The sequence below is a fragment of the Acidovorax bellezanensis genome (assembly GCF_025421555.1).
GTDB classification, from domain to species: Bacteria; Pseudomonadota; Gammaproteobacteria; order Burkholderiales; family Burkholderiaceae_C; genus Comamonas; species Comamonas bellezanensis.
In genome coordinates this window covers 906,612-925,722 of the sequence record NZ_JAODYH010000003.1, presented here as the reverse complement: position 1 = coordinate 925,722, position 19,111 = coordinate 906,612, and the positions used below count along the sequence as shown (strand labels likewise).

The 19,111-nt window shown below is 67.6% G+C and carries 15 protein-coding genes; 6 read left to right on the top strand and 9 right to left on the bottom strand.

The window, feature by feature from the left end; genetic code table 11:
• Positions 1-19: 19 nt before the first annotated feature.
• The 4 genes from N0K08_RS07805 to N0K08_RS07790 all read right to left on the bottom strand — a co-directional run bounded on the left by N0K08_RS07805 (position 20) and on the right by N0K08_RS07790 (position 4,062).
• Positions 20-934 carry an NAD(P)-dependent oxidoreductase gene (locus tag N0K08_RS07805; RefSeq protein ID WP_261499566.1) on the bottom strand — a complete coding sequence of 305 codons (915 nt, stop codon included), beginning with the start codon at positions 932-934 and terminating at the stop codon, positions 20-22.
• A gap of 203 nt (positions 935-1,137) precedes the next feature.
• Complete coding sequence (locus N0K08_RS07800) at positions 1,138-2,274, bottom strand: PilT/PilU family type 4a pilus ATPase (protein ID WP_261499564.1); 1,137 nt, start codon at positions 2,272-2,274, stop codon at positions 1,138-1,140.
• Between the two features lie 43 nt (positions 2,275-2,317).
• Positions 2,318-2,950 carry a cyclic nucleotide-binding domain-containing protein gene (locus tag N0K08_RS07795; protein ID WP_261499562.1) on the bottom strand — a complete coding sequence of 211 codons (633 nt, stop codon included), beginning with the start codon at positions 2,948-2,950 and terminating at the stop codon, positions 2,318-2,320.
• Between the two features lie 68 nt (positions 2,951-3,018).
• A complete protein-coding gene (locus N0K08_RS07790) occupies positions 3,019-4,062 on the bottom strand; it encodes a type IV pilus twitching motility protein PilT (RefSeq protein WP_261499561.1) in 1,044 nt (347 codons plus the stop codon).
• 37 nt (positions 4,063-4,099) lie between these two features.
• Between N0K08_RS07790 and N0K08_RS07785 the strand changes: the two genes are divergently transcribed.
• Positions 4,100-4,822, top strand: coding sequence for a YggS family pyridoxal phosphate-dependent enzyme (locus tag N0K08_RS07785; RefSeq protein ID WP_261499560.1), 723 nt, complete (start codon positions 4,100-4,102; stop codon positions 4,820-4,822).
• A gap of 2 nt (positions 4,823-4,824) precedes the next feature.
• Here N0K08_RS07785 and N0K08_RS07780 read toward each other — a convergent pair whose 3' ends face one another.
• Complete coding sequence (locus N0K08_RS07780; RefSeq protein ID WP_261499559.1) at positions 4,825-6,084, bottom strand: branched-chain amino acid ABC transporter substrate-binding protein; 1,260 nt, start codon at positions 6,082-6,084, stop codon at positions 4,825-4,827.
• 38 nt (positions 6,085-6,122) lie between these two features.
• Positions 6,123-6,815 (bottom strand): TetR/AcrR family transcriptional regulator, encoded by a 693-nt coding sequence (locus tag N0K08_RS07775; RefSeq protein ID WP_408642914.1) that lies wholly within the window; start codon positions 6,813-6,815, stop codon positions 6,123-6,125.
• 144 nt (positions 6,816-6,959) lie between these two features.
• Between N0K08_RS07775 and N0K08_RS07770 the strand changes: the two genes are divergently transcribed.
• Positions 6,960-8,567, top strand: coding sequence for an AMP-binding protein (locus N0K08_RS07770; RefSeq protein ID WP_261499558.1), 1,608 nt, complete (start codon positions 6,960-6,962; stop codon positions 8,565-8,567).
• Between the two features lie 12 nt (positions 8,568-8,579).
• Complete coding sequence (locus N0K08_RS07765) at positions 8,580-11,840, top strand: carboxyl transferase domain-containing protein (protein WP_261499557.1); 3,261 nt, start codon at positions 8,580-8,582, stop codon at positions 11,838-11,840.
• On the opposite strand, the gene N0K08_RS07760 is transcribed toward N0K08_RS07765, so the two are convergent.
• Positions 11,841-13,043 carry a glycosyl hydrolase family 79 C-terminal domain-containing protein gene (locus N0K08_RS07760; protein WP_261499555.1) on the bottom strand — a complete coding sequence of 401 codons (1,203 nt, stop codon included), beginning with the start codon at positions 13,041-13,043 and terminating at the stop codon, positions 11,841-11,843.
• A 284-nt stretch (positions 13,044-13,327) separates the two neighbouring features.
• On the opposite strand from N0K08_RS07760, the gene N0K08_RS07755 reads away from it, so the two are divergent.
• Both N0K08_RS07755 and N0K08_RS07750 read left to right on the top strand, forming a co-directional pair.
• On the top strand, positions 13,328-14,467 hold the full coding sequence (locus N0K08_RS07755; protein ID WP_261499554.1) for an aminotransferase class V-fold PLP-dependent enzyme: 1,140 nt from the start codon (positions 13,328-13,330) through the stop codon (positions 14,465-14,467).
• 149 nt (positions 14,468-14,616) lie between these two features.
• Positions 14,617-15,027 carry an FKBP-type peptidyl-prolyl cis-trans isomerase gene (locus tag N0K08_RS07750; protein ID WP_261499553.1) on the top strand — a complete coding sequence of 137 codons (411 nt, stop codon included), beginning with the start codon at positions 14,617-14,619 and terminating at the stop codon, positions 15,025-15,027.
• 160 nt (positions 15,028-15,187) lie between these two features.
• Here N0K08_RS07750 and norR read toward each other — a convergent pair whose 3' ends face one another.
• Positions 15,188-16,768 carry a nitric oxide reductase transcriptional regulator NorR gene (norR, locus tag N0K08_RS07745; RefSeq protein WP_261499552.1) on the bottom strand — a complete coding sequence of 527 codons (1,581 nt, stop codon included), beginning with the start codon at positions 16,766-16,768 and terminating at the stop codon, positions 15,188-15,190.
• A gap of 160 nt (positions 16,769-16,928) precedes the next feature.
• Here norR and hmpA point away from each other — a divergent pair, with 160 nt between their 5' ends.
• Positions 16,929-18,098, top strand: coding sequence for an NO-inducible flavohemoprotein (gene hmpA / locus N0K08_RS07740; RefSeq protein WP_261499551.1), 1,170 nt, complete (start codon positions 16,929-16,931; stop codon positions 18,096-18,098).
• Here hmpA and N0K08_RS07735 read toward each other — a convergent pair whose 3' ends face one another.
• On the bottom strand, positions 18,099-19,094 hold the full coding sequence (locus N0K08_RS07735) for a Bug family tripartite tricarboxylate transporter substrate binding protein (protein ID WP_261499550.1): 996 nt from the start codon (positions 19,092-19,094) through the stop codon (positions 18,099-18,101).
• Positions 19,095-19,111 lie beyond the last annotated feature (17 nt).

The following is a 19,111-nucleotide window of genomic DNA, read 5'->3' as shown; positions in this document are numbered from 1 at the left end:
AGCCGAGCAAGCGTGGGGGTCATTTCAAGCGCTTGATCAAGCTGGACGTATCCCAGCGGTTGCCGCCCATCGCTTGTACATCGGCGTAGAACTGGTCGACCAGGGCGGTCACCGGCAGGCGGGCGCCGTTGCGACGGGCTTCGTCGAGCACCAGGCCCAGGTCCTTGCGCATCCAGTCGACGGCAAAGCCGAAATCGAACTGGTCGGCGACCATGGTCTTGCCGCGCTGGTCCATCTGCCAGCTCTGGGCCGCGCCCTTGCCGATCACTTGCAGCACCTGCTCCATGTCCAGGCCGGCCTTGCCGCCAAAGGCAATGGCTTCGGACAGGCCTTGCAGCAGGCCGGCCAGGCAGATCTGGTTGACCATCTTGGCGAGCTGGCCGGCGCCGCTTGCTCCCAGCAGCGTGCAGGCCTTGGAGAAGGCCATGGCCACGGGCTGCACGCTGGCGAATGCGGCTGCGTCGCCGCCGCACATCACCGTGAGCTGGCCGTTCTGGGCGCCCGCCTGGCCGCCCGAGACGGGCGCGTCGACAAACTGCAGGCCCAGGGCCTGGGCGGCGGCGTAGAGCTCGCGCGCGACTTCGGCCGATGCCGTGGTGTGGTCCACGAAGATCGCGCCGGGCGCCATGCCGGCAAAAGCGCCTTGAGCACCGAGCACGACCGAGCGCAGATCGTCGTCATTGCCGACGCAGCAGAACACCAGCTCGGCGCCTTCGGCGGCTTCGCGCGGGGTGGCCGCCTGGCGTGGGGCCGCAGTGTCGGCGAATTCCGCGCACCACTGGGCGGCCTTGGCGGGGCTGCGGTTGTAGACCGTCACGCGGTGGCCGGCGCGTGCCAGGTGGCCGGCCATGGGGTAGCCCATGACGCCCAGGCCCAGAAAGGCCACGGAACGCGGTGCAACAGGGGTATTGCTGGGGGTGGGGAGACTGGACATAAAAATCAATCTTTGACAGGATTCAGACAAGAAACAACTCGCGGCAGCGAGCAACAGCGCTTGGCGCCGCCAACAGCCTTTGCTACTGGCGCAGTCCAGCATGGGGCAGCGAGGAAGGGCCGCCCCGCACCGAGGCTGCCGTCCCCCTCCACCGAAGGTTGAGAGGGGGAAGCCGCGCAAGCGGCTCAGGGGGTGCTTTCAATTTAAACAATCGCGAAATGCTCGGTCCCCGAAGACAGGTCGAGGTTCTTGGCGCGCTGGCTGTTGAGCTTGATCTGCAGACGCAGGTCGTTGACCGAGTCGGCATTGCGCAGCGCGTCTTCGTAGGTGATTTGCTGGGCCTCGAACAGGTCGAACAGCGCCTGGTCGAAAGTCTGCATGCCCAGGTTGCGGCCCTTTTTCATGACTTCCTTGATCTCGGCGACTTCGCCCTTGAAGATCAGGTCCGAAATCAGCGGCGTGTTGAGCATCACTTCCATGGCCGCGACCCGGCCCTTGGAGTCCTGCTTGCCGATCAGGCGCTGCGAGACCATGGCCCGCAGGTTCAGCGACAAGTCCATCAGCAACTGCTGGCGGCGCTCCTCGGGGAAGAAGTTCACGATGCGGTCCAGCGCCTGGTTGGCGTTATTGGCGTGCAGCGTGGCCAGGCACAGGTGGCCGGTTTCGGAGAACGCGATCGCATGCTCCATGGTCGTGCGGTCGCGGATTTCGCCCATCAGGATCACGTCCGGCGCCTGGCGCAGCGTGTTCTTGAGCGCTGCGTCCCAGCTGTCGGTATCCAGGCCCACTTCGCGCTGGGTGATGACGCAATTCTTGTGCGTGTGCACGAATTCGATCGGGTCTTCCACGGTGATGATGTGGCCGAAAGAGTTTTCGTTGCGCCAGTCGACCATGGCGGCGAGCGTGGTGGTCTTGCCGGAGCCGGTCGCACCCACCAGAATGCACAGCCCGCGCTTGCTCATGGCCACGTCCTTGAGCACCTGCGGCACGCCCAGCGAATCGATGGTCGGCACGGTCATGGGAATGGTGCGCATCACCATGCCGATGCGCCCTTGCTGGACAAAGGCATTGACCCGAAAGCGTCCTATGCCGGCGGGCGCGATGGCGAAGTTGCATTCCTTGCTGCGCTCGAAATCGGCGACCTGCTTGTCGCTCATGATGGAGCGGGCCAGCGTCAGCGTATGCACCGGCGTCAGCGGCTGGGGCGAGACCTTGGTGATCTTGCCGTCGACCTTGATGGCGGGCGGAAACTCGGCGGTGATGAACAGATCGCTGCCGTTGCGGCTGACCATCAGCTGGAGCAGATCGGTGATGAATTTACTGGCCTGGTCTCTTTCCATGGAATTCTCCTGTGACGCAGTCCCTGGGAGCTGCGCGCAATAGTTATGAGGGGTGGTGGCCCAGGCGGGAGCTCACGGCGCGCAAGCGCATGGAGAGCTTGCGCGCCAGCACGGCGATCAGCTGGGCGGCCAATGCCGGGTCGTTTTGCAGCATGTCGTCCAGAGCTTCGGCGCTGAGGACGGCGAGTTCACTGTCCACCACGGTGGTGCAGCTGGAAAAGCGCTGGCCGCTGTCGAGCAGCGACATTTCGCCCAGCAGATCGCCCGGGCCGGCGTGCGCCAGGCGCAGGGATTCGCCCCAGGGCTGGCTGCGGTTGACGACCAGTTCGCCGCTGAGCACCACCACCATGAAGTTGCCGTATTCGTCCTGGCGGATGACATCGCGTTGCGCCTTGACGGCCGCAAAGCCCAGGTAGCGGCCCATGCGCCGCAGCGCCTGGGGCGTGAGGGTCGCCAGGTGGCGGTCATGGGCCCACAGGGCTTGCAGCCTGCGCAGGGCTGCGTGCGGCGGCAGATGGCGCGCGCCCAGCTCGACAGCCCGGGCTTCCCAGGGCACCAGCGGCGCCTCGCTGCCCAGGTGCCAGGCCGTGCTGAAGAACGCGGATTCGGGTGCGTCCTGGCGCAGGGCATCCGCGCTGTCGGGCGCCTGGCGCAGCCGCTGGAAAATGCCCATCATGGCGCGCTCCCGGCTTGGCCGTGGTGGCTTGTGCGGTGCGGGAGCGGGCAGGACTTCATGGCGGCAGGTCAGCCAGGGAAGTTGTCCGGAATCTTGGCCTTGCCGCGCGCTTCGGCAGCGCTGATGATGTTGCGGCGCACCAGGTCGGTGAGATTCTGGTCCAGCGTCTGCATGCCGACGTTCTGGCTGGTCTGGATGGTGGAGTACATCTGGGCCACCTTGGCTTCGCGGATCAGGTTGCGGATGGCGCTGGTGCCCAACATGATTTCGTGGGCGGCCACGCGACCCGAGCCGTCCTTGGTCTTGCACAGGGTTTGCGAGATCACGGCCTGCAGCGATTCCGACAGCATGGCGCGGACCATTTCCTTTTCCTCGGCGGGGAAGACGTCGATGATCCGGTCAATGGTTTTCGCGGCGCTGGAAGTGTGCAGCGTGCCGAACACCAGGTGGCCGGTTTCCGCGGCCGTCATGGCCAGGCGTATGGTTTCGAGGTCACGCATTTCACCGACCAGGATGGCGTCTGGATCTTCACGCAGCGCGGACCGCAGTGCCGCGGCGAACGAGTGCGTCATCGGCCCGACTTCACGCTGGTTGATCAGGCATTTCTTGGATTCGTGGACGAACTCGATCGGGTCTTCCACGGTGAGAATGTGGCCGTATTCGGTCTCGTTGAGGTAGTTGACCATGGCTGCCAGCGTGGTCGACTTGCCCGAGCCGGTAGGCCCGGTCACCAGCACCAGGCCGCGCGGCTTGAGGGCCAGCTCGCCGAAGATCTTGGGCGCGTTGAGCTGCTCCAGCGTCAGGATCTTGCTGGGAATGGTGCGGAACACCGCCGCCGCGCCGCGCTGCTGGTTGAACGCGTTGACGCGAAAGCGTGCCAGGCCTTCGATTTCGAACGAGAAATCGATCTCCAGCATCTCGTCGTAGACCTTGCGCTGCACGTCGCTCATGATGTCGTAAATCATGGCGTGCACGGTCTTGTTGTCGAGTGCGTCGACATTGATTCGCCGCACGTCGCCGTGGACGCGAATCATGGGCGGCAGGCCCGCGGACAGGTGCAGGTCGGAAGCTTTGTTCTTGACGCTGAACGCCAGCAATTGGGTAATGTCCACAGGGGCCCTTTGTCGTTTGGTACGCTTGTCGGTGATTATGACAATGATTGGTAACAACCTCCAACAGATCCGCACGCGCTTGGCCCAGGCCAGCGCGGCGGCCGACCGTGCGCCGGACAGTGTCGCACTGCTGGCTGTCTCCAAGACTTTTGGCCCGGAAGCGGTGCGCGAAGCCGCGCTCGCCGGCCAGCAGGACTTCGGCGAAAACTACATCCAGGAAGCCGTGGAGAAAATGGCCATCCTGCGTGAGATGGACTGGCCGGCGGGACAGCCAGGCCTGCGCTGGCACTGCATAGGTCCTATCCAGAGCAACAAGACGCGGCTGGTGGCCGAGCATTTCGACTGGGTGCACAGCGTGGACCGGCTCAAGATCGCGCAGCGCCTGTCGGAGCAGCGGCCTGCGAGCCTGCCGCCTTTGCAGGTCTGCCTGCAGGTCAACCCCGACGGCGGTGTGAACAAGTCCGGTGTGCCGCTCGAAGAGGCCCTGGCGCTGGCCCAGGCCGTGGCGCAGCTGCCGAATCTGCAATTGCGCGGCCTGATGGCGATTCCCGAGGAGGCGCCGGACTTCGCCGGGCAATATGCCGTGCACCGTCGGGTCAAGCAGCTGTTCGACGCGATTGCCGCCAGCGGCGCGCCGGGCTTGGCCGCGTTCGATACCTTGTCGCTGGGCATGACCGCCGACATCGATGCGGCCGTGCATGCCGGCAGCACGCTGGTGCGCGTCGGGCGCGGCATTTTCGGCGTGCGCGGGCAGCGCTGAAGTTACAGGCGCTCGGGGCGCTTCATCTGGCAGGCGCTGTCCAGCGTCAGCTGTTCGGCGGGAATCACGGCGTCGGTGCGAAAGCCCCATTGCGTACCTTCCCAGCCCGCGGTCACGCGCTTGCCGTCAACGGGGGCAATGGTGTTGACCACCTGAGGCAGCAGCAACTGGTGGTCCTGACCGCGCATGCGCACTTTGCCGATGCTGGTGTCCAGCACCATGTTTTCCATGGCCGTGGCCACCTTGAGCGGATCGGTGGACTGCGACTTCTGTATGGCCGCGGCCAGGAAGCGCACCGTGATGTCGATGCGTGGCGAGAGAAAGTCCTTGCCCATCTTGGCCTTGTAGGCCTTGGCCTGGGCGTCGGCGGCCGGGCGATTGGCCTGGCCCGGATGCCATTCGGCCACCCAGGTCAGCTGGCCCTTGCCGGCCTGGGACACGGCCAGCACGGTGCCGGGAACGCCGCCCGCGCTGTGGTTGAAATAGCGGTAGTCGAGGCCGGCGTCGCCCGCGGCCTTGAGCAGCAAGGCCATGTCCTGGCCCCAGTTGCCGCTGATGATGGTGTCGGCGCCCGAGGCCTTGACCTTGGAGACATAGGGCGCGAAGTCTTTCACCTTGCCTATGGGGTGCAGCGTCTCGCCGACGAACTGGATGTCGGGCCGGGCCGCGCCGACCATGCTGCGGCCGTAGGCGGCCCATTGCTTGCCATGGGCGTAGTCCTGGTTGAGCAGGTAGACCTTCTGGATGGACGGCTCGGTCTTGATGTAGTCGCTGATGGCCTTCATGCGCATGGCGGTGTTGGCGTCGAACATGAAGTGCCAGAAATTGCAGGCCTTGCCGGTGAGCTCGGGGTCTATGGACGAGTGGTTGAGCACCATCACTTCCTTGCCTGGATTGCGCTGGTTGTGGCGCGCGGCCGATTGCACCAGGGCCGTGACCACCGACGAGCCCGAGCCGCCGGTGATGATGGCGCGCGCGCCCTGGTCTATGGCCGCCTGCAAGGCGCTCTGGCTTTCCTGCGCCGAGAGCTTGCTGTCGAACTGCAGCAGCTGCAGCGGGACTTTGTTGACTCCGCCCTTGGCGTTGATGTCCTCCACGGCAAACTGGATGTGGTTGAGCATGAGTTCGCCCACGTTGGCGAAGGGCCCGGACAGGGGATCGATGTAGGCGATCTTGAACGTTTCCTGGGCCTGTGCGCCGCCTGCGCAAAGCAGGGCGGCCGCGGCCAGGGGGCGCAGCGAAAGGGGGAGCAAGGTGGGCATGGGCAGAAGTCTCGAGGAGGAAGAATCAGGGGGCGAAGTCAGTGGCCGGGGGCGTCCACGCGCAGGCCTATCACCCGCATGGCCAGCCGCGTGAGCTCCTGCTCCATGGCTTCGGCATCCAGGCGGCCGTCGGGGCGGTACCACTGGTAGAGAAAGCCGGGCAGGCTGCAGGCGGCCTGGGCCGTGATGCGGGTTTCGTGAAAGTCGAAATGTCCGCTGGCGCGGCCTTCCTCGAGCAGGGCGCACAGCTGCTGGTAGAAATGATTCGCCAGCCAGCGCGATTGCTCCAGGTACTCGGGCCGGTAGCACTGCGGCTCGCGGTAGGGGAAAAAGGCCGCGGGATAGTGGGCGATGGTCGCGCGGATCAGCCGCTGCAGGCCGTCCTGCACTTTCTCGTGCGCGGGACGCGGATCGCTGGCGGCGAAGTCGAGCACCGTGAAACAGGCCACCGTGGGGCGCCAGGACAGGGCCTCGAAAATTTCCTGCTTGTTGCGAAAGTAGTAGTAGACGAAAGGCTTGGTCACGCCCAGCGCGCCGACGATTTGCGCCATGGTGGTTTGGGCGTAGCCCTGGGCGTGGAACAGCGCCTGCGCGGCCTGCAGGATGCGCTCGCGCTTGGCATCGGAGTCGGCCGTGGGGCGGCGCTGGCGCCCGCCGGCGGGCAGCAGCGGATCGCGTGGAATGTCGCGCACAGCGTCGTCCGATGGGGCAGTGGGGAGAGGGGTGGGCATTGGGTGTCGCATGGGTGAAAACTGGATTGGCTTTGTCATACCCAGCGGTATATATTGAAAGGACACCTGCCGGTATCGCGTCCTGTGGCAAACCCTGATGCGCCGCCGAGAACGGGTGAAACAAGACACCAAGGAGACAACGCCATGGCCGATCACGCCCAGCAGCAGCCGCTGCATGAATGCCTGCGCGCAAACGCGCGCAACCACCCCGATGCAACGGCCTACCAGTGGTACGGACAGGCCGTGACCTGGGCCGAGATCGATGCCGGCAGCGAAGCGTTCGCGGCGCGCCTGCAGGCCCTGGGCGTGCGCAAGGGCGAGCCCGTGGCGCTGTTCATGAACAACTGCCCGCAGTACGTGATGGCGCACTACGGCATCCAGAAAATCGGCGCCGTCGTCTGCCCCTGCGGGCCGCTGAACAAGGAGCATGAGCTGGCCTACCAGCTCAACGATTTGCAGGCCCGGGTGATCGTCAGCGCGGCTTCGCTGCTGCCAGTGGTCGACAAGGTGCGCGCGACCACGGCGCTGGCCCATGTCTTCGTCGTGCACTACGCCGAAATGCTGCCAGCGAGCCCGACGCTGGCCCTGCCGGCCGAGCTGGCGCAGCTGCAGGCCGAGCCCCGCGTCACGCCCGCGGGCTGCGAGGATTTTCTGCAGGTGGCGCGTTCGGGAGCGATCGCCCAGCCGGTGGACATCGCCATGGACGACGTGGCGTTGATGACCTATACCTCGGGCACCACCGGCCTGCCCAAGGGCGCGATGCTCAGCTATCGCAATGCCTGGTTCAAGACCGCGGCGTCGGCCCAGACCAATGGCGTGGAGCGCGACGCCGTGCTGCTGGCCATCGCGCCGCTCTACCACATCGCCGGCATGGTGATGGGGGTCAATCTGCCGGTGTTCACGGGGGCGTCGGCGGTGCTGCTGTTTCGCTTCGACGCCCTGGCCACGGCCCAGGCCATGGAGCGCTACCGCGTGAGCTGGTGGTACAGCATCGCGCCCATGAACGTGGCGCTGATGCAGCTGCCCGGCGTGCGCGACATGGACTTGTCGTCGCTTACGCGCAATGCCGTCACCAGCTTCGGCATCACGTTCACCGAAGCCCTGGCCACGCAGTGGCGCACGGTGGCGCCCAACTGCATTGCCTGCGAAGCCGCCTATGGCCTGAGCGAAACGCATACCGTGGACAGCACCATGCCCGTGGATGCGATCCGCTGGGGCACGCATGGCAAGCCCGTACCGGGCAATGAAATCCGCATCATCGACAGCCTCACGGGCCAGGCCCTGCCGGCCGGCGAAGTCGGGGAAATCATCATCCGCGGCCCGGGTAATTTCCTCGGTTACTGGAACAAGCCCGAGGCCACGGCGCAGACGCTGCGCGACGGCTGGGTCTACACCGGCGACATGGGCTGCATGGACGCCGACGGTTATCTGACCTTCATGGGGCGCTTCAAGGAAATGATCAAGGTCTCGGGCTACAGCGTGTTCCCGGAAGAGGTCGAAACGATTCTGATCCGCCACCCGGCCATCGCCCAGGCGGCGGTGATCGGCGTGCCCGATGCGGAAAAAGGCGAAGTGGTGCGGGCCTTTGTCGTCGCCAAGCCGGGCCAGTCCATCGATGCCACGGCGTTGGTGCAATGGTCGCGCGACAACATGGCGGTCTACAAGGCGCCGCGCGAAGTGCGGGTCATCGATGCCCTGCCGGCCACGGGCGCCGGCAAGGTGCTGCGCCGCCTGCTCAAGGACCTTGCCTGAACGGATGCTTCCATGTTCCACAAAGTATTGATCGCCAACCGCGGTGAAATTGCGCTGCGCATCGTGCGCGCCCTGCGCGACCTGGGCATTGCCAGCGTCGGCGTTTATGCCGACGACGATGCCGACGCGCCCCATGTGCGCGCCGCCGACCAGGCCCAGGCCCTGCAGGCCGCGGGGCCGGCCGCCTACCTCGACGGCGCGCGGCTGCTGGCCATTGCGCGCGAGCTGGGATGCGACGCCATCCACCCGGGCTACGGTTTTCTGAGCGAGCGCGCCGACTTCGCCCAGGCCTGCGCCGACGCCGGCTTGCGTTTCATCGGCCCCACGCCCGCGCAGCTGGCGCTGTTTGGCGACAAGGCCCGGGCGCGCGCGCTGGCCCAGCGCTGCGGCGTGCCCTTGATGCCGGGCAGCCAGGGCGCGGTGACGCTGGAGCAGGCGCAGGCGTTCTTCGCGGCCCAGGGCGGGGCCGGCGTGATGATCAAGGCCCTGGGCGGCGGCGGAGGCCGCGGCATGCGCGCCGTGCGCAGCGCCGAGGAGCTGCCCGCGGCCTATGCGCGCTGCCGCAGCGAAGCGCTGGCCGCCTTCGGTGTCGACGGGGTGTATGTCGAGCGGCTGATGCCCAAGGCGCGCCACATCGAGCTGCAATTGCTGGGCGACGGCCGGCAGGTGATGAGCCTGGGCGAGCGCGAATGCACGCTGCAGCGGCGCTTCCAGAAGCTGGTGGAGATCGCGCCCAGCCCATCGCTTTCGCCGGCGCTGCGCGCGCAGCTCACGCAGGCGGCGCTGCGCATGGCCGCCGAAGTCGCGTACCAAGGCCTGGGCACCTTCGAGTTTCTGGTCGACATGGCGTCCAGTGATCTGCCGTTCGTGTTCATAGAAACCAATCCGCGGCTGCAGGTCGAGCACACGGTGACCGAAGAGGTCACGGGCGTGGACCTGGTCCAGACCCAGATCCTGCTGGCCGCGGGCCAAAGCCTGGCCGCGCTGGGGCTCGATCCCGCCGCGCCGCCGGCCGTGCTGGGCCATGCCGTGCAGTGGCGCATCAATGCGGAGACGCTGACGGCTGCGGGCGAAGCCCGCCCAGGCCATGGCCGGCTCACGCGCTTCGAGCTGCCTGCGGGGCCCGGCGTGCGCGTCGATACCCATGGCGTGGCCGGCGGCCAGCCTTCACCGCATTACGACACGCTGCTGGCCAAGCTGATCGTCAGCCGCCGCAGCGGCACCTGGGCCGATGTGCTGCGCCGCTCGCAACGGGCCCTGGCCGAATGCCATATCGAAGGCGTGGCCAGCAACCTGGATTTGCTGGCGGCGCTGGCCGCGCGGCCGGAAATGGCCAGCCAGGCGGTGCACACGCGCTGGCTGGAAGAAGTGCTGCCGCAACTGCTGGCCCAGGCCGATGAGAGGACTGCTGCCCGGCCCGCGGGCCTGCCTGCCGCGGACCTGCCGACGCCGGCGGGCGTGGGTGAGGTGCGTGCGCCCATGCCTTCGCGGCTGGTGCAGTTCAGCGTGGCCGTGGGCGACGAAGTGGCGCAAGGGGCCGAGCTGGCGGTGCTGGAAGCCATGAAGATGGAGCATGTGCTGCAGGCGCCCCATGCGGGCCGGGTGATGGCCTTGTCGGCGGTGATCGGCGACTACCTGGGTGACGGCCAGTGCCTGCTGGTGCTCGAGCCTCTGGACGCGGCTGCGGAGCTGCAGGCGGTGGTCGGCGCCATGAGCGATCCCGATGCCATACGCCCCGATCTGCAGCGGCTGCGGGACCGCCAGGCGCTGACCCTGGACGCGGCCCGGCCCCAGGCCATGGACAAGCGGCATGCGCAGGGCGGGCGCTCGGCGCGCGAGAACATCGCCGATCTCTGCGATGAAGGCAGTTTTCTGGAATACGGCGCGCTGGCGATCGCAGCGCAGACGCGCCGACGCAGCATGGACGACCTGATGGCCAACACGCCGGCCGACGGCATGGTCACGGGCCTGGGCAGCATCAATGCCGGGCTGTTCGGCGCCGAGCGTTCGCGTGCCGTGGTCATGGCCTATGACGCCACGGTGCTGGCCGGCACGCAGGGCGCGCGCAACCATGCCAAGACCGACCGCATGCTCAGCCTGGCGCTGGCGCAGAAGCTGCCCGTGGTGCTGTTCGCCGAAGGCGGCGGCGGGCGGCCCGGCGACACCGACATGCCGGTGGTGGCCGGCCTGCATGTGCACACGTTCGCGGCCTATGCGGCGCTGTCGGGCCAGGTGCCGGTGGTGGGCATCACGGCCGGGCGCTGCTTTGCGGGCAACGCGGCGCTGCTGGGCTGCAGCGACGTGATCATTGCCACGCAGGCCAGCAATATCGGCATGGGTGGACCGGCCATGATCGAAGGCGGCGGCCTGGGCCAGTTCCGGCCCGAGCAGATCGGCCCCAGCAGCGTGCAGCATGCGAACGGCGTGATCGACATCCTGGTCGAAGATGAAGCCCAAGCCGTCGCGGCGGCGCGCCACTATCTGTCGTTCTTTCAGGGCCGGCTGGAGCAGTGGAGCGCGCCCGACAGCCGGGCGCTGCGCGAGGTAGTGCCGGAAAACCGCCTGCGGGTCTACGACACGCGCGCGGCGATGGCCGGCCTGGTCGACGAAGGCAGCCTGCTGATGCTGCGCACGGGCTTTGGCGCGGGCATCCATACCGCGCTGGCACGCATCGAAGGCCGCCCCGTGGGGCTGCTGGCCAACAACCCCATGCACCTGGGCGGGGCCATCGATGCCGATGCCGCCGACAAGGCCGCGCGCTTCATGCAGCTGTGCAACGCCCACGGGATTGCACTGGTGAGCCTGGTCGATACCCCGGGGTTCATGGTCGGCCCGGAAGTCGAGCAGACGGCCCAGGTGCGCCATGTGAGCCGGCTGTTCGTCGCCGCCGCCAACCTGTGCGTGCCTTTCTTCAGCGTGGTGCTGCGCAAGGGCTACGGCCTGGGCGCCATGGGCATGACGGCGGGGAGTTTTCACGCGCCGCTGTTCAACGTCGCCTGGCCCACGGGCGAGTTCGGCGCCATGGGCCTGGAAGGCGCGGTGCGGCTGGGCTATCGCAAGGAACTCGAGGCCCTGGCCGCGGGCGCCGAGCGCGATGCGCTGTTCCAGCAGCTGCTGGCCCAGCAATACGCCCACGGTGAAGCCATGCACATGGCCAGCACGCTGGAAATCGACGCCGTCATCGACCCCGCCGACACGCGTTCCTGGCTGGTGCGCGGCCTGGCGGGTGCGCGCGTGGCGCCGGCGCGCGGACGCTTTGTCGATACCTGGTGATCAGGGCGCGGACGGCGTGAGCGTCAGCAGCGCCGCGCTGTTGGCGCTCATGGCCAGCAGCAACTGGCCCTCGCTGTCGGCGTCGAGGATTTCGCCGTAGGCCGTGCCCACGGGCCGGCCGTCGCGGCTGCCGTCGAAGGTCTGGCCGGCCAGGCGCAGCGGGTCGGCCGTGGTCAGGCGCGTGACCACGGCCTGGCGCAGGCCTTGGGGCAACTGCAAGGCGACCGTGCCCGCAGTGTCTGCGTCCGGGTTGATCACCGCCACGCGCACCGTCTGGCTGCGCGCGTCGCGTACGGCCCAGGTCTTGATGCGCGTGGTGCTTTCGAGCTGCGTCGGCAGCCACTGGCCTTGCGCCCCCGCGAACTGCGCGAAAAACAGCATGCCGTAGTAGCGCGGCTCCACGGACGGTGGCGTGTTGGCGGTGTTCCAGATGCCGCCGGGCAGGTTCACGCCGGCCAGGCCCCATTGGGCGTAGTCCAGCAGTCTGTCGGCGGTGGCCAGCGCGGTCTCTGTGCCCTGGCCCAGCGTGCAGCGCAGGCCGGCCTTGGGCGCATAGACGCGCTCAGCGGGGCAGTCGCCCGCGCCTTGCGCGGTCTCCAGCTTCACGCTGCCCGCGGGCAGATCGGTGAACAGCTTGCGTGCCTGGGGGGGCGCCTTGCTGTCGAGGCGGATGGCCAGCGGACCGCCGCCGTAGTTCTGCAGATTGCGTAGCAGCTGGTGGTGGCTGGCGTCGACCGTGCCCATCAGCCGCTGCAGCTGTGCAGCGTCATACGCCAGGCCCAGAAAGCCCGGCGCAATGCTGCCGCCGGCAGGCTGGTCGCCTATGCGCAGCCGGGCCAGTGGCGCGTCGGCAGGCTCCACTTCGACGGTGACGCTGGCGCTGATGTCCGCGCCGCTGGGGGCCGGGCCGGTGAGCGTATAGGTGGTGGTCTGGGCCGGGCGCACGAGCACGGCGCCCGGCGGCGTGGCGGTGACGCCGCTCATGCGCAAGCTGCTGCCCAGGGGCGCATCCCAGGACAGCCGGGCGCTTTGCCCGGCCTGGATCTGGCGCGGCTCGGCGCTCAGTGCGGGCGTGGTGTAGACCAGGGGCACGGCAAGGTGTTGGCAGCCGGCCAGCAGGGCCGTGGCTGCCAGCATCCAGGGCAGGGCGCGTAGCGCGGTGGGGCGTGGGGCAGCGTTGCGCTGCGGGGGAGAAGTGGGCATGGTGTATCCGGTGGCGCGCTCGCCGGACCCAGGTCGGGCGACGGGCGGGAGTCACAAAACGCGCAAAGGCCGTGGGCGGGGTTTGCGCAAGGCTGCCATGCATTGTTGGCAGGATGGGCGGGGGCGGCTGTACGACAGCGCCGCATCTGAGCGACCAGCGAGGCCGAGCCCACATGCTAAGCTGCTTGCCCGCTTTTCGTTTCTTTGGGGCGACAAGGCCGACCTGTTTGCAGGGCTGACGCAGAGCAGCTCGCAAGCCCTCAAAACCACTTCAGGAGACATCCATGCCCGGACTTTTGCCCGATATCGATCCCGACGGTTTGCTCGAGTTCTCCGTGGTCTATACCGACCGCGCGCTCAACCACATGTCCCAGCGCTTTGTGGGCGTGATGCAGGACATTCTGGGCACGCTCAAGGACGTCTATGGCGCCCAGACCGCGGTGCTGGTGCCGGGCAGCGGCACCTTCGGCATGGAAGCGGTGGCGCGGCAGTTCGCGAATGGCGAAAAAGTGCTGATCGTGCGAAATGGCTGGTTCAGCTACCGCTGGACGCAGATTTTCGAGGCCGGCGGCTTTGGTCTGGGCGGCGGCGCCGTGGTCTGCAAGGCCCGCAAGCAGGGCGAGGGCGCGCAGGACCCCTGGGCGCCGTGCGCGGCCCAGGACGTGGCCGAGACCATCTTGCGCGAAAAGCCCAAGGTGGTGTTCGCGCCGCATGTGGAAACCGCCAGCGGCATCCTGCTGCCCGACGACTACCTGCGCACCATTGCCGACGCCGCCCATGCGGTGGGCGCGCTGCTGGTGCTGGACTGCGTGGCTTCGGGCGCGATGTGGGTCGATATGCGCAAGACCGGCGTGGACGTGCTGATCTCGGCCCCGCAAAAAGGCTGGAGCAGCTCGCCTTGCTGCGCCATGGTCATGCTCAGCGCCCGGGCGCGCGAAGCCATCGAATCCACCCAGAGCTCCAGCTTCGCCTGCGATCTGAAGAAGTGGATGCAGATCGCCGAAGGCTACGAAAAAGGCCAGCATGCCTACCATGCGACCCTGCCCACGGATGCGCTGGTGCGCCTGCGGGACGTGATGCTGGAGACCCGTGCCTACGGCTTCGACGCCGTCAAGCAGGAGCAGATCGCGCTGGGCAGCAAAGTGCGCGCGCTGCTGGAATCGCGCGGCTTTCCCAGCGTGGCGGCCGAAGGCTTCAAGGCCCCGGGCGTGGTGGTCAGCTACACCACCGACCCGGGCATACAAAGCGGCAAGAAGTTCCTCGAAGTCGGTCTGCAGACCGCTTCCGGCGTGCCGCTGATGTGCGATGAAGGGCCGGACTTCAAGACCTTCCGCATCGGCTTGTTCGGCCTGGAAAAGTGGCACCATGTGGACCGCACCGTGGGCCATTTGAGCGCTGCGCTGGATGAATTGAAGACCCCCTGAGCCGCTTCGCGTCTTCCCCCTCTCGAGGGGGACGGCACCCTCGCTGCGGGGCGGCCCTTGCTCGGTGCCCCTGGCCTGGGTCGCGCCAGTTTCATGGGTTTTGGGTAGAGTCAGCGCTGTCGATAATTGACAGATTTCAAAGGAATTCCATGTCCCGTCTTGTCCCCTTCGCGCTGGTTGCCGCCGCGCTGTTCGCCACGGCTGCCCAGGCCGCCGAACCCGTCACCACGCCCACCGGCCTGGTCTACCAAAGCCTCAAGGAAGGCACGGGCGCGAGCCCCCTGGCCCGGGACACCGTGCGCGTGCATTACCGTGGCTACTTTCCCGATACGGGCAAGGAGTTCGACAGCTCCATCCAGCGCGGCCAGCCCATAGACTTTCCGCTCAACGGCGTGATTCCCTGCTGGACCGAAGCCCTGCAGAAAATGAAAGTCGGCGGCAAGGCCAAGCTGACCTGCCCGCCTTCCATCGCCTACGGCAGCCGCGGCGCAGGCGGCGTGATTCCGCCCAATGCCACGCTGAATTTCGACGTGGAACTGCTGGCAGTACAGGGCAAGTAAGCCGCTGTAGTTATTCATAGCGCTTGCGCTATACGCAGCCCTTGAAACTGGCGCGCCCCAGCAATGTGACAGCGAGCAAGGGCCGCCCCGCAGCGAGGCTGTCGTCCCCCTCCACCGAAGGATGAGAGGGGGAAGCGGCGGTAGCCGCTCAGGGGGTGCTTTATTTCATACCCAAGCGCTTGGCCAGGCGTTGCAGGTTGGCGCGGTCCATCTGCAGGGCGCGCGCGGCCGCTGCCCAGCTGCCCTGGTGCGCAGCCAGGCTGCGCTCAATGGCCTGGCGCTCGTAAGCATCCACGGCGGCACGCAGTCCCGCCTCGCCGACCTCGATGGCTGGCAGGGTGCTGGGCGCGGTCTGCGTGGCCGAGGGTGCCGGGCCACCGGTTTCTGGCCACAGGTCGCTCACGGTCACGCTGAGCACGCGCTGGCGCTTGCTGTGGCGGCTCAAGGCCTTGAGCACGCCGCGGCTGATCAGGTGCTCGAGTTCGCGCACATTGCCAGGCCATTCGCAGGACAGCAGGGCCGCTTGCGCGGCTGCATCCAGTCGCACTGTTCCCAGCTCGGCCGCGGCGCCCAGGCGTGAACGGTTCTCTTCGAGAAAATAGCCGCACAGCAGCAGGATGTCGCTGCCGCGCTCGCGCAGCGGCGGCACCACCAGCGGGTAGACGCTCAGGCGGTGAAAGAAATCGGCGCGCATGCGGCCCGTGCGCACGGCCTCTTCGAGCGGGCGATTGGTGGCGGCGATCACGCGCACATCGACCCGGTGTTCGCGGTCCGAGCCCAGGCGCTGGAGCTGACCGCTTTGCAGCACGCGCAGCAGCTTGGCCTGCACGGCCAGCGACAGCTCGCCGACTTCGTCGAGAAACAGCGTGCCGCCATGGGCGCGCTCGAACTGGCCCTGGCGCTCGCCCACGGCGCCGGTGAACGCGCCGCGCACATGGCCGAACAACTCGCTTTCCACCAGCGTGTCGGGCAGGGCGGCGCAATTGACGCTGACCAGCGGCCGGCCCGCGCGCCGTGACTGGGCATGCACGGCCTGGGCCACGAGCTCCTTGCCGACGCCGGTTTCGCCGGTGATCAGCACGTTGAGCTCGCTGGGCGCGACCAGCGCTATGTCTTTTTGCAGTTGCCTGAAGGCCGGGCTCTGGCCCAGCAGCGGCCGGCGCGCATCCGCGGGCAGGGCGGCCTGGCGGTAGCTTTCGGCACGCAATTGCTCATCCTGGGCGCTTTGCGCCAGCTGGCGCATGCGCTCGGCGGCGGCCACGGTGGCGGCCGCGAGGTTGCTGAAGGCTTGCAAGGCCTGCAGATGGCCGGCATCGGCAAACTGGCCGGGAAGGAGTGCATCCAGCGTCAGCAGGCCCCAGGTGTTGCCGCCGACCACCAGCGCGCAGCCCATGCAGTCGTGCACTTCCAGCGGGCCCGCGTGTTCGACCAGGCCGTCGTAGGGATCGGGCAGGGGGCTGTCGGGCGCGAAGCGCAGCGCCTGGCCATGGGCCAGCAGCTGGGCCAGGCGCGGGTGCTCGGCGACGCGAAAGCGCCGGCCCAGCGTGTCGTTGCTCAGACCGTCTATGGCCACGGGCTCCAGCGTCTGGCCTTGCAGGCGCAGCAGGGCCACGGCATCGCAGGGCAGCAGGGCGCGCAGCGCTTCGAGCAGGCGGCGGTAGCGCTCGCGCTCGGGCAGGTCGTCGGCGAGGTCGGCGACCAACGGCACCAGGCTGTTCAGCAGGCTCAGGGCGGGTGTCATTTTGACTCGGTCTGTTGTCTTACTGACGCCATTTTACGTGGGTCGTATTGACGCGTTCAACGCCAAGTCATTGATTCAATTGGGGGTGTTGGCTGGCACGCGGCTTGCACCGGACAACGCCGTCGGGCCATGCCCTTTTCCTGCCATTCCAGGAGTTCCCATGCTGACTGCAGAGCAACGCGCCATCGTCCAATCCACCGTCCCCCTGCTCGAAGCCGGCGGCGAAGCGCTGATCACCCACTTCTACCAGCGCCTGCTGGGCGAGCACCCCGAAGTGCGCGCGCTGTTCAACAGCAGCCACCAGCAAAGCGGTGCGCAGCCGCGGGCCCTGGCGTTCAGCGTGCTGATGTACGCCAAGCACATCGACAAGCTGGAAAATCTGGGCAACCTGCCCGCGCAAATCATCAACAAGCATGTGGCCTTGCAGGTGCAGCCCGAGCATTACCCCATCGTCGGCGCCTGCCTGCTGCAGGCCATGCGTGAAGTGCTGGGCGCCGAGATCGCCACCGAGACCGTGATCGCTGCCTGGGCCGCGGCCTACCAGCAACTGGCCGACATCCTGATCGGCGCCGAAGCCCAGGCCTATGACCGCAATGCCAGCGCCGAAGGCGGCTGGCGCGGCGCACGCGCGTTTCGCGTGGCCCGCAAGCAGGTGGAAAGCGCGGAAATCACCTCGTTCTACCTGGCGCCCGTGGATGGCGGCGCGGTGATGGCCCATTTGCCCGGCCAGTTTATCGGCCTGCGCGCCGTGATCGACGGCACGGAGCAGCGCCGCAACTATTCGCTGTCGGCCCTGGCCAACGGCCGCGAACTGCGCATCAGCGTCAAGCGCGAAGCGGGCGGCGTGGTGTCGCGCCACCTGCATGACGCGGTGCGCGAAGGCGATGTGCTCGACATCTTCCCGCCGGCCGGCCATTTCACGCTGGCCGACAGCGACAAGCCGCTGGTGCTGATCAGCGGCGGTGTCGGCATCACGCCCACCTTGCCGATGCTGGCCTCGGCCCTGGGCACCTCGCGCCCGGTGGTGTTCATCCATTGCGCGCGCACGCCCGAAGTGCAGGGCTTTCGCGCGCGCATCGATGCGCTGGCGCTCAAGCACCCGCAGCTGCAATGCCATTACGTCTATGAGGAGCCGGGTGCTGCAGCGGGCGTGCAGGGCCGCCTGGGCGCCGAGCAGCTGGGCCGCTGGCTGCCCGCGTCGCGCGATGTCGACGCCTATTTCTGCGGGCCCCATCCCTTCATGGCGGCGGTGCAGCAATTGCTGCGCACGCTGGGCGTGCCGGCGGCGCAGACCCGTTACGAGTTCTTCGGCCCCAGCCAGGCGCTCTGATTACTCGACCTTGGCGCCCGAGGCCGCCACGACGCTGGACCAGCGCTGGATTTCGGCGTCGATGTGCCGGCCCAGGGCCTGGGGCGTGGAACCCACGGGTTCATAGCCGCTGGCTTCCAGCTGGGCCTTGAACGGCGCGTTCTTGAGCGAGGTGGCGATCTCCTGGCTCAGCTTGCGGGTCACGGCCTCGGGCATGGCGGCCGGGCCCAGGATGGCATACCAGCCGTTGACTTCGAAAGCCGGCAGGCCTTGCTCCTTGACGGTGGGGATGCTGGCGTCCAGCGGCGAGCGCTGGGGGCTGGTTACGGCCAGGGCGTGCATCTTGCCGCTGCGCACATGGGGGATGGACGTGGAGATGCTGTCGAAGCTCAGGTCGATGTCGCCGGCCAGCATGGCATTGACCACGCCGGCGCTGCCCTTGTAGGGCACATGGGTCATCTTGACGCCGGCCATGTTGCCGAAATATTCACCCGCCAGATGGCCGGTGTTGCCGTTGCCGGCCGAGCCGAAGGTCAGGCTGCCCGGGCTGGCCTTGGCGGCGGCGATCAGCTCGGCGATGTTGCGCGCCTTGAGCTTGTTGCTGCCCACGACGATCATGGGCAGATGGGCGACCAGCGAAATCGGGGTGAAGTCCTTGCGCGTGTCGTAGGGCAGCTTGGGGTAGAGGCTGTCGTTGATGGCATGGGCGGCAAGCACCATCAGCACGGTGTAGCCATCGGGCTTGGAGCGGGCCACGTACTGCGAGGCAATGGTGCCGCCGGCGCCAGGCTTGTACTCCAGCAGCACGGGCCGGCCCATCTGCTGCTGCAGCTGCAGGGCCAGCGGGCGCGCCAGCAGGTCGGCGCTGCCGCCGGGCGGGTAGGGGATCACCAACTGGATGGGCTTTTGCGGCCAGACGCCGTCCTGTGCCATTGCGGGCGAGAGCAGCCAGCTGCCGCCGACCACGGCCAGAGCGGCCAGGGCGCCGCGGCGCAAGGGATTCATCACAGGGGGCATGTGGATCTCCAGAAGGG

Bases quoted from the DNA above. Each gene is read 5' to 3' on its own strand.
- N0K08_RS07795 (WP_261499562.1), bottom strand. From the start codon at position 2,950: ATGATGGGCATTTTCCAGCGGCTGCGCCAGGCGCCCGACAGCGCGGAT.
- N0K08_RS07785 (WP_261499560.1), top strand. From the start codon at position 4,100: ATGACAATGATTGGTAACAACCTCCAACAGATCCGCACGCGCTTGGCC.
- N0K08_RS07765 (WP_261499557.1), top strand. From the start codon at position 8,580: ATGTTCCACAAAGTATTGATCGCCAACCGCGGTGAAATTGCGCTGCGC.
- N0K08_RS07775 (WP_408642914.1), bottom strand. From the start codon at position 6,815: ATGCCCACCCCTCTCCCCACTGCCCCATCGGACGACGCTGTGCGCGAC.
- hmpA (WP_261499551.1), top strand. From the start codon at position 16,929: ATGCTGACTGCAGAGCAACGCGCCATCGTCCAATCCACCGTCCCCCTG.
- N0K08_RS07760 (WP_261499555.1), bottom strand. From the start codon at position 13,043: ATGCCCACTTCTCCCCCGCAGCGCAACGCTGCCCCACGCCCCACCGCG.
- N0K08_RS07780 (WP_261499559.1), bottom strand. From the start codon at position 6,084: ATGCCCACCTTGCTCCCCCTTTCGCTGCGCCCCCTGGCCGCGGCCGCC.
- N0K08_RS07805 (WP_261499566.1), bottom strand. From the start codon at position 934: ATGTCCAGTCTCCCCACCCCCAGCAATACCCCTGTTGCACCGCGTTCC.
- N0K08_RS07735 (WP_261499550.1), bottom strand. From the start codon at position 19,094: ATGCCCCCTGTGATGAATCCCTTGCGCCGCGGCGCCCTGGCCGCTCTG.
- norR (WP_261499552.1), bottom strand. From the start codon at position 16,768: ATGACACCCGCCCTGAGCCTGCTGAACAGCCTGGTGCCGTTGGTCGCC.
- N0K08_RS07770 (WP_261499558.1), top strand. From the start codon at position 6,960: ATGGCCGATCACGCCCAGCAGCAGCCGCTGCATGAATGCCTGCGCGCA.
- N0K08_RS07800 (WP_261499564.1), bottom strand. From the start codon at position 2,274: ATGGAAAGAGACCAGGCCAGTAAATTCATCACCGATCTGCTCCAGCTG.
- N0K08_RS07755 (WP_261499554.1), top strand. From the start codon at position 13,328: ATGCCCGGACTTTTGCCCGATATCGATCCCGACGGTTTGCTCGAGTTC.
- N0K08_RS07750 (WP_261499553.1), top strand. From the start codon at position 14,617: ATGTCCCGTCTTGTCCCCTTCGCGCTGGTTGCCGCCGCGCTGTTCGCC.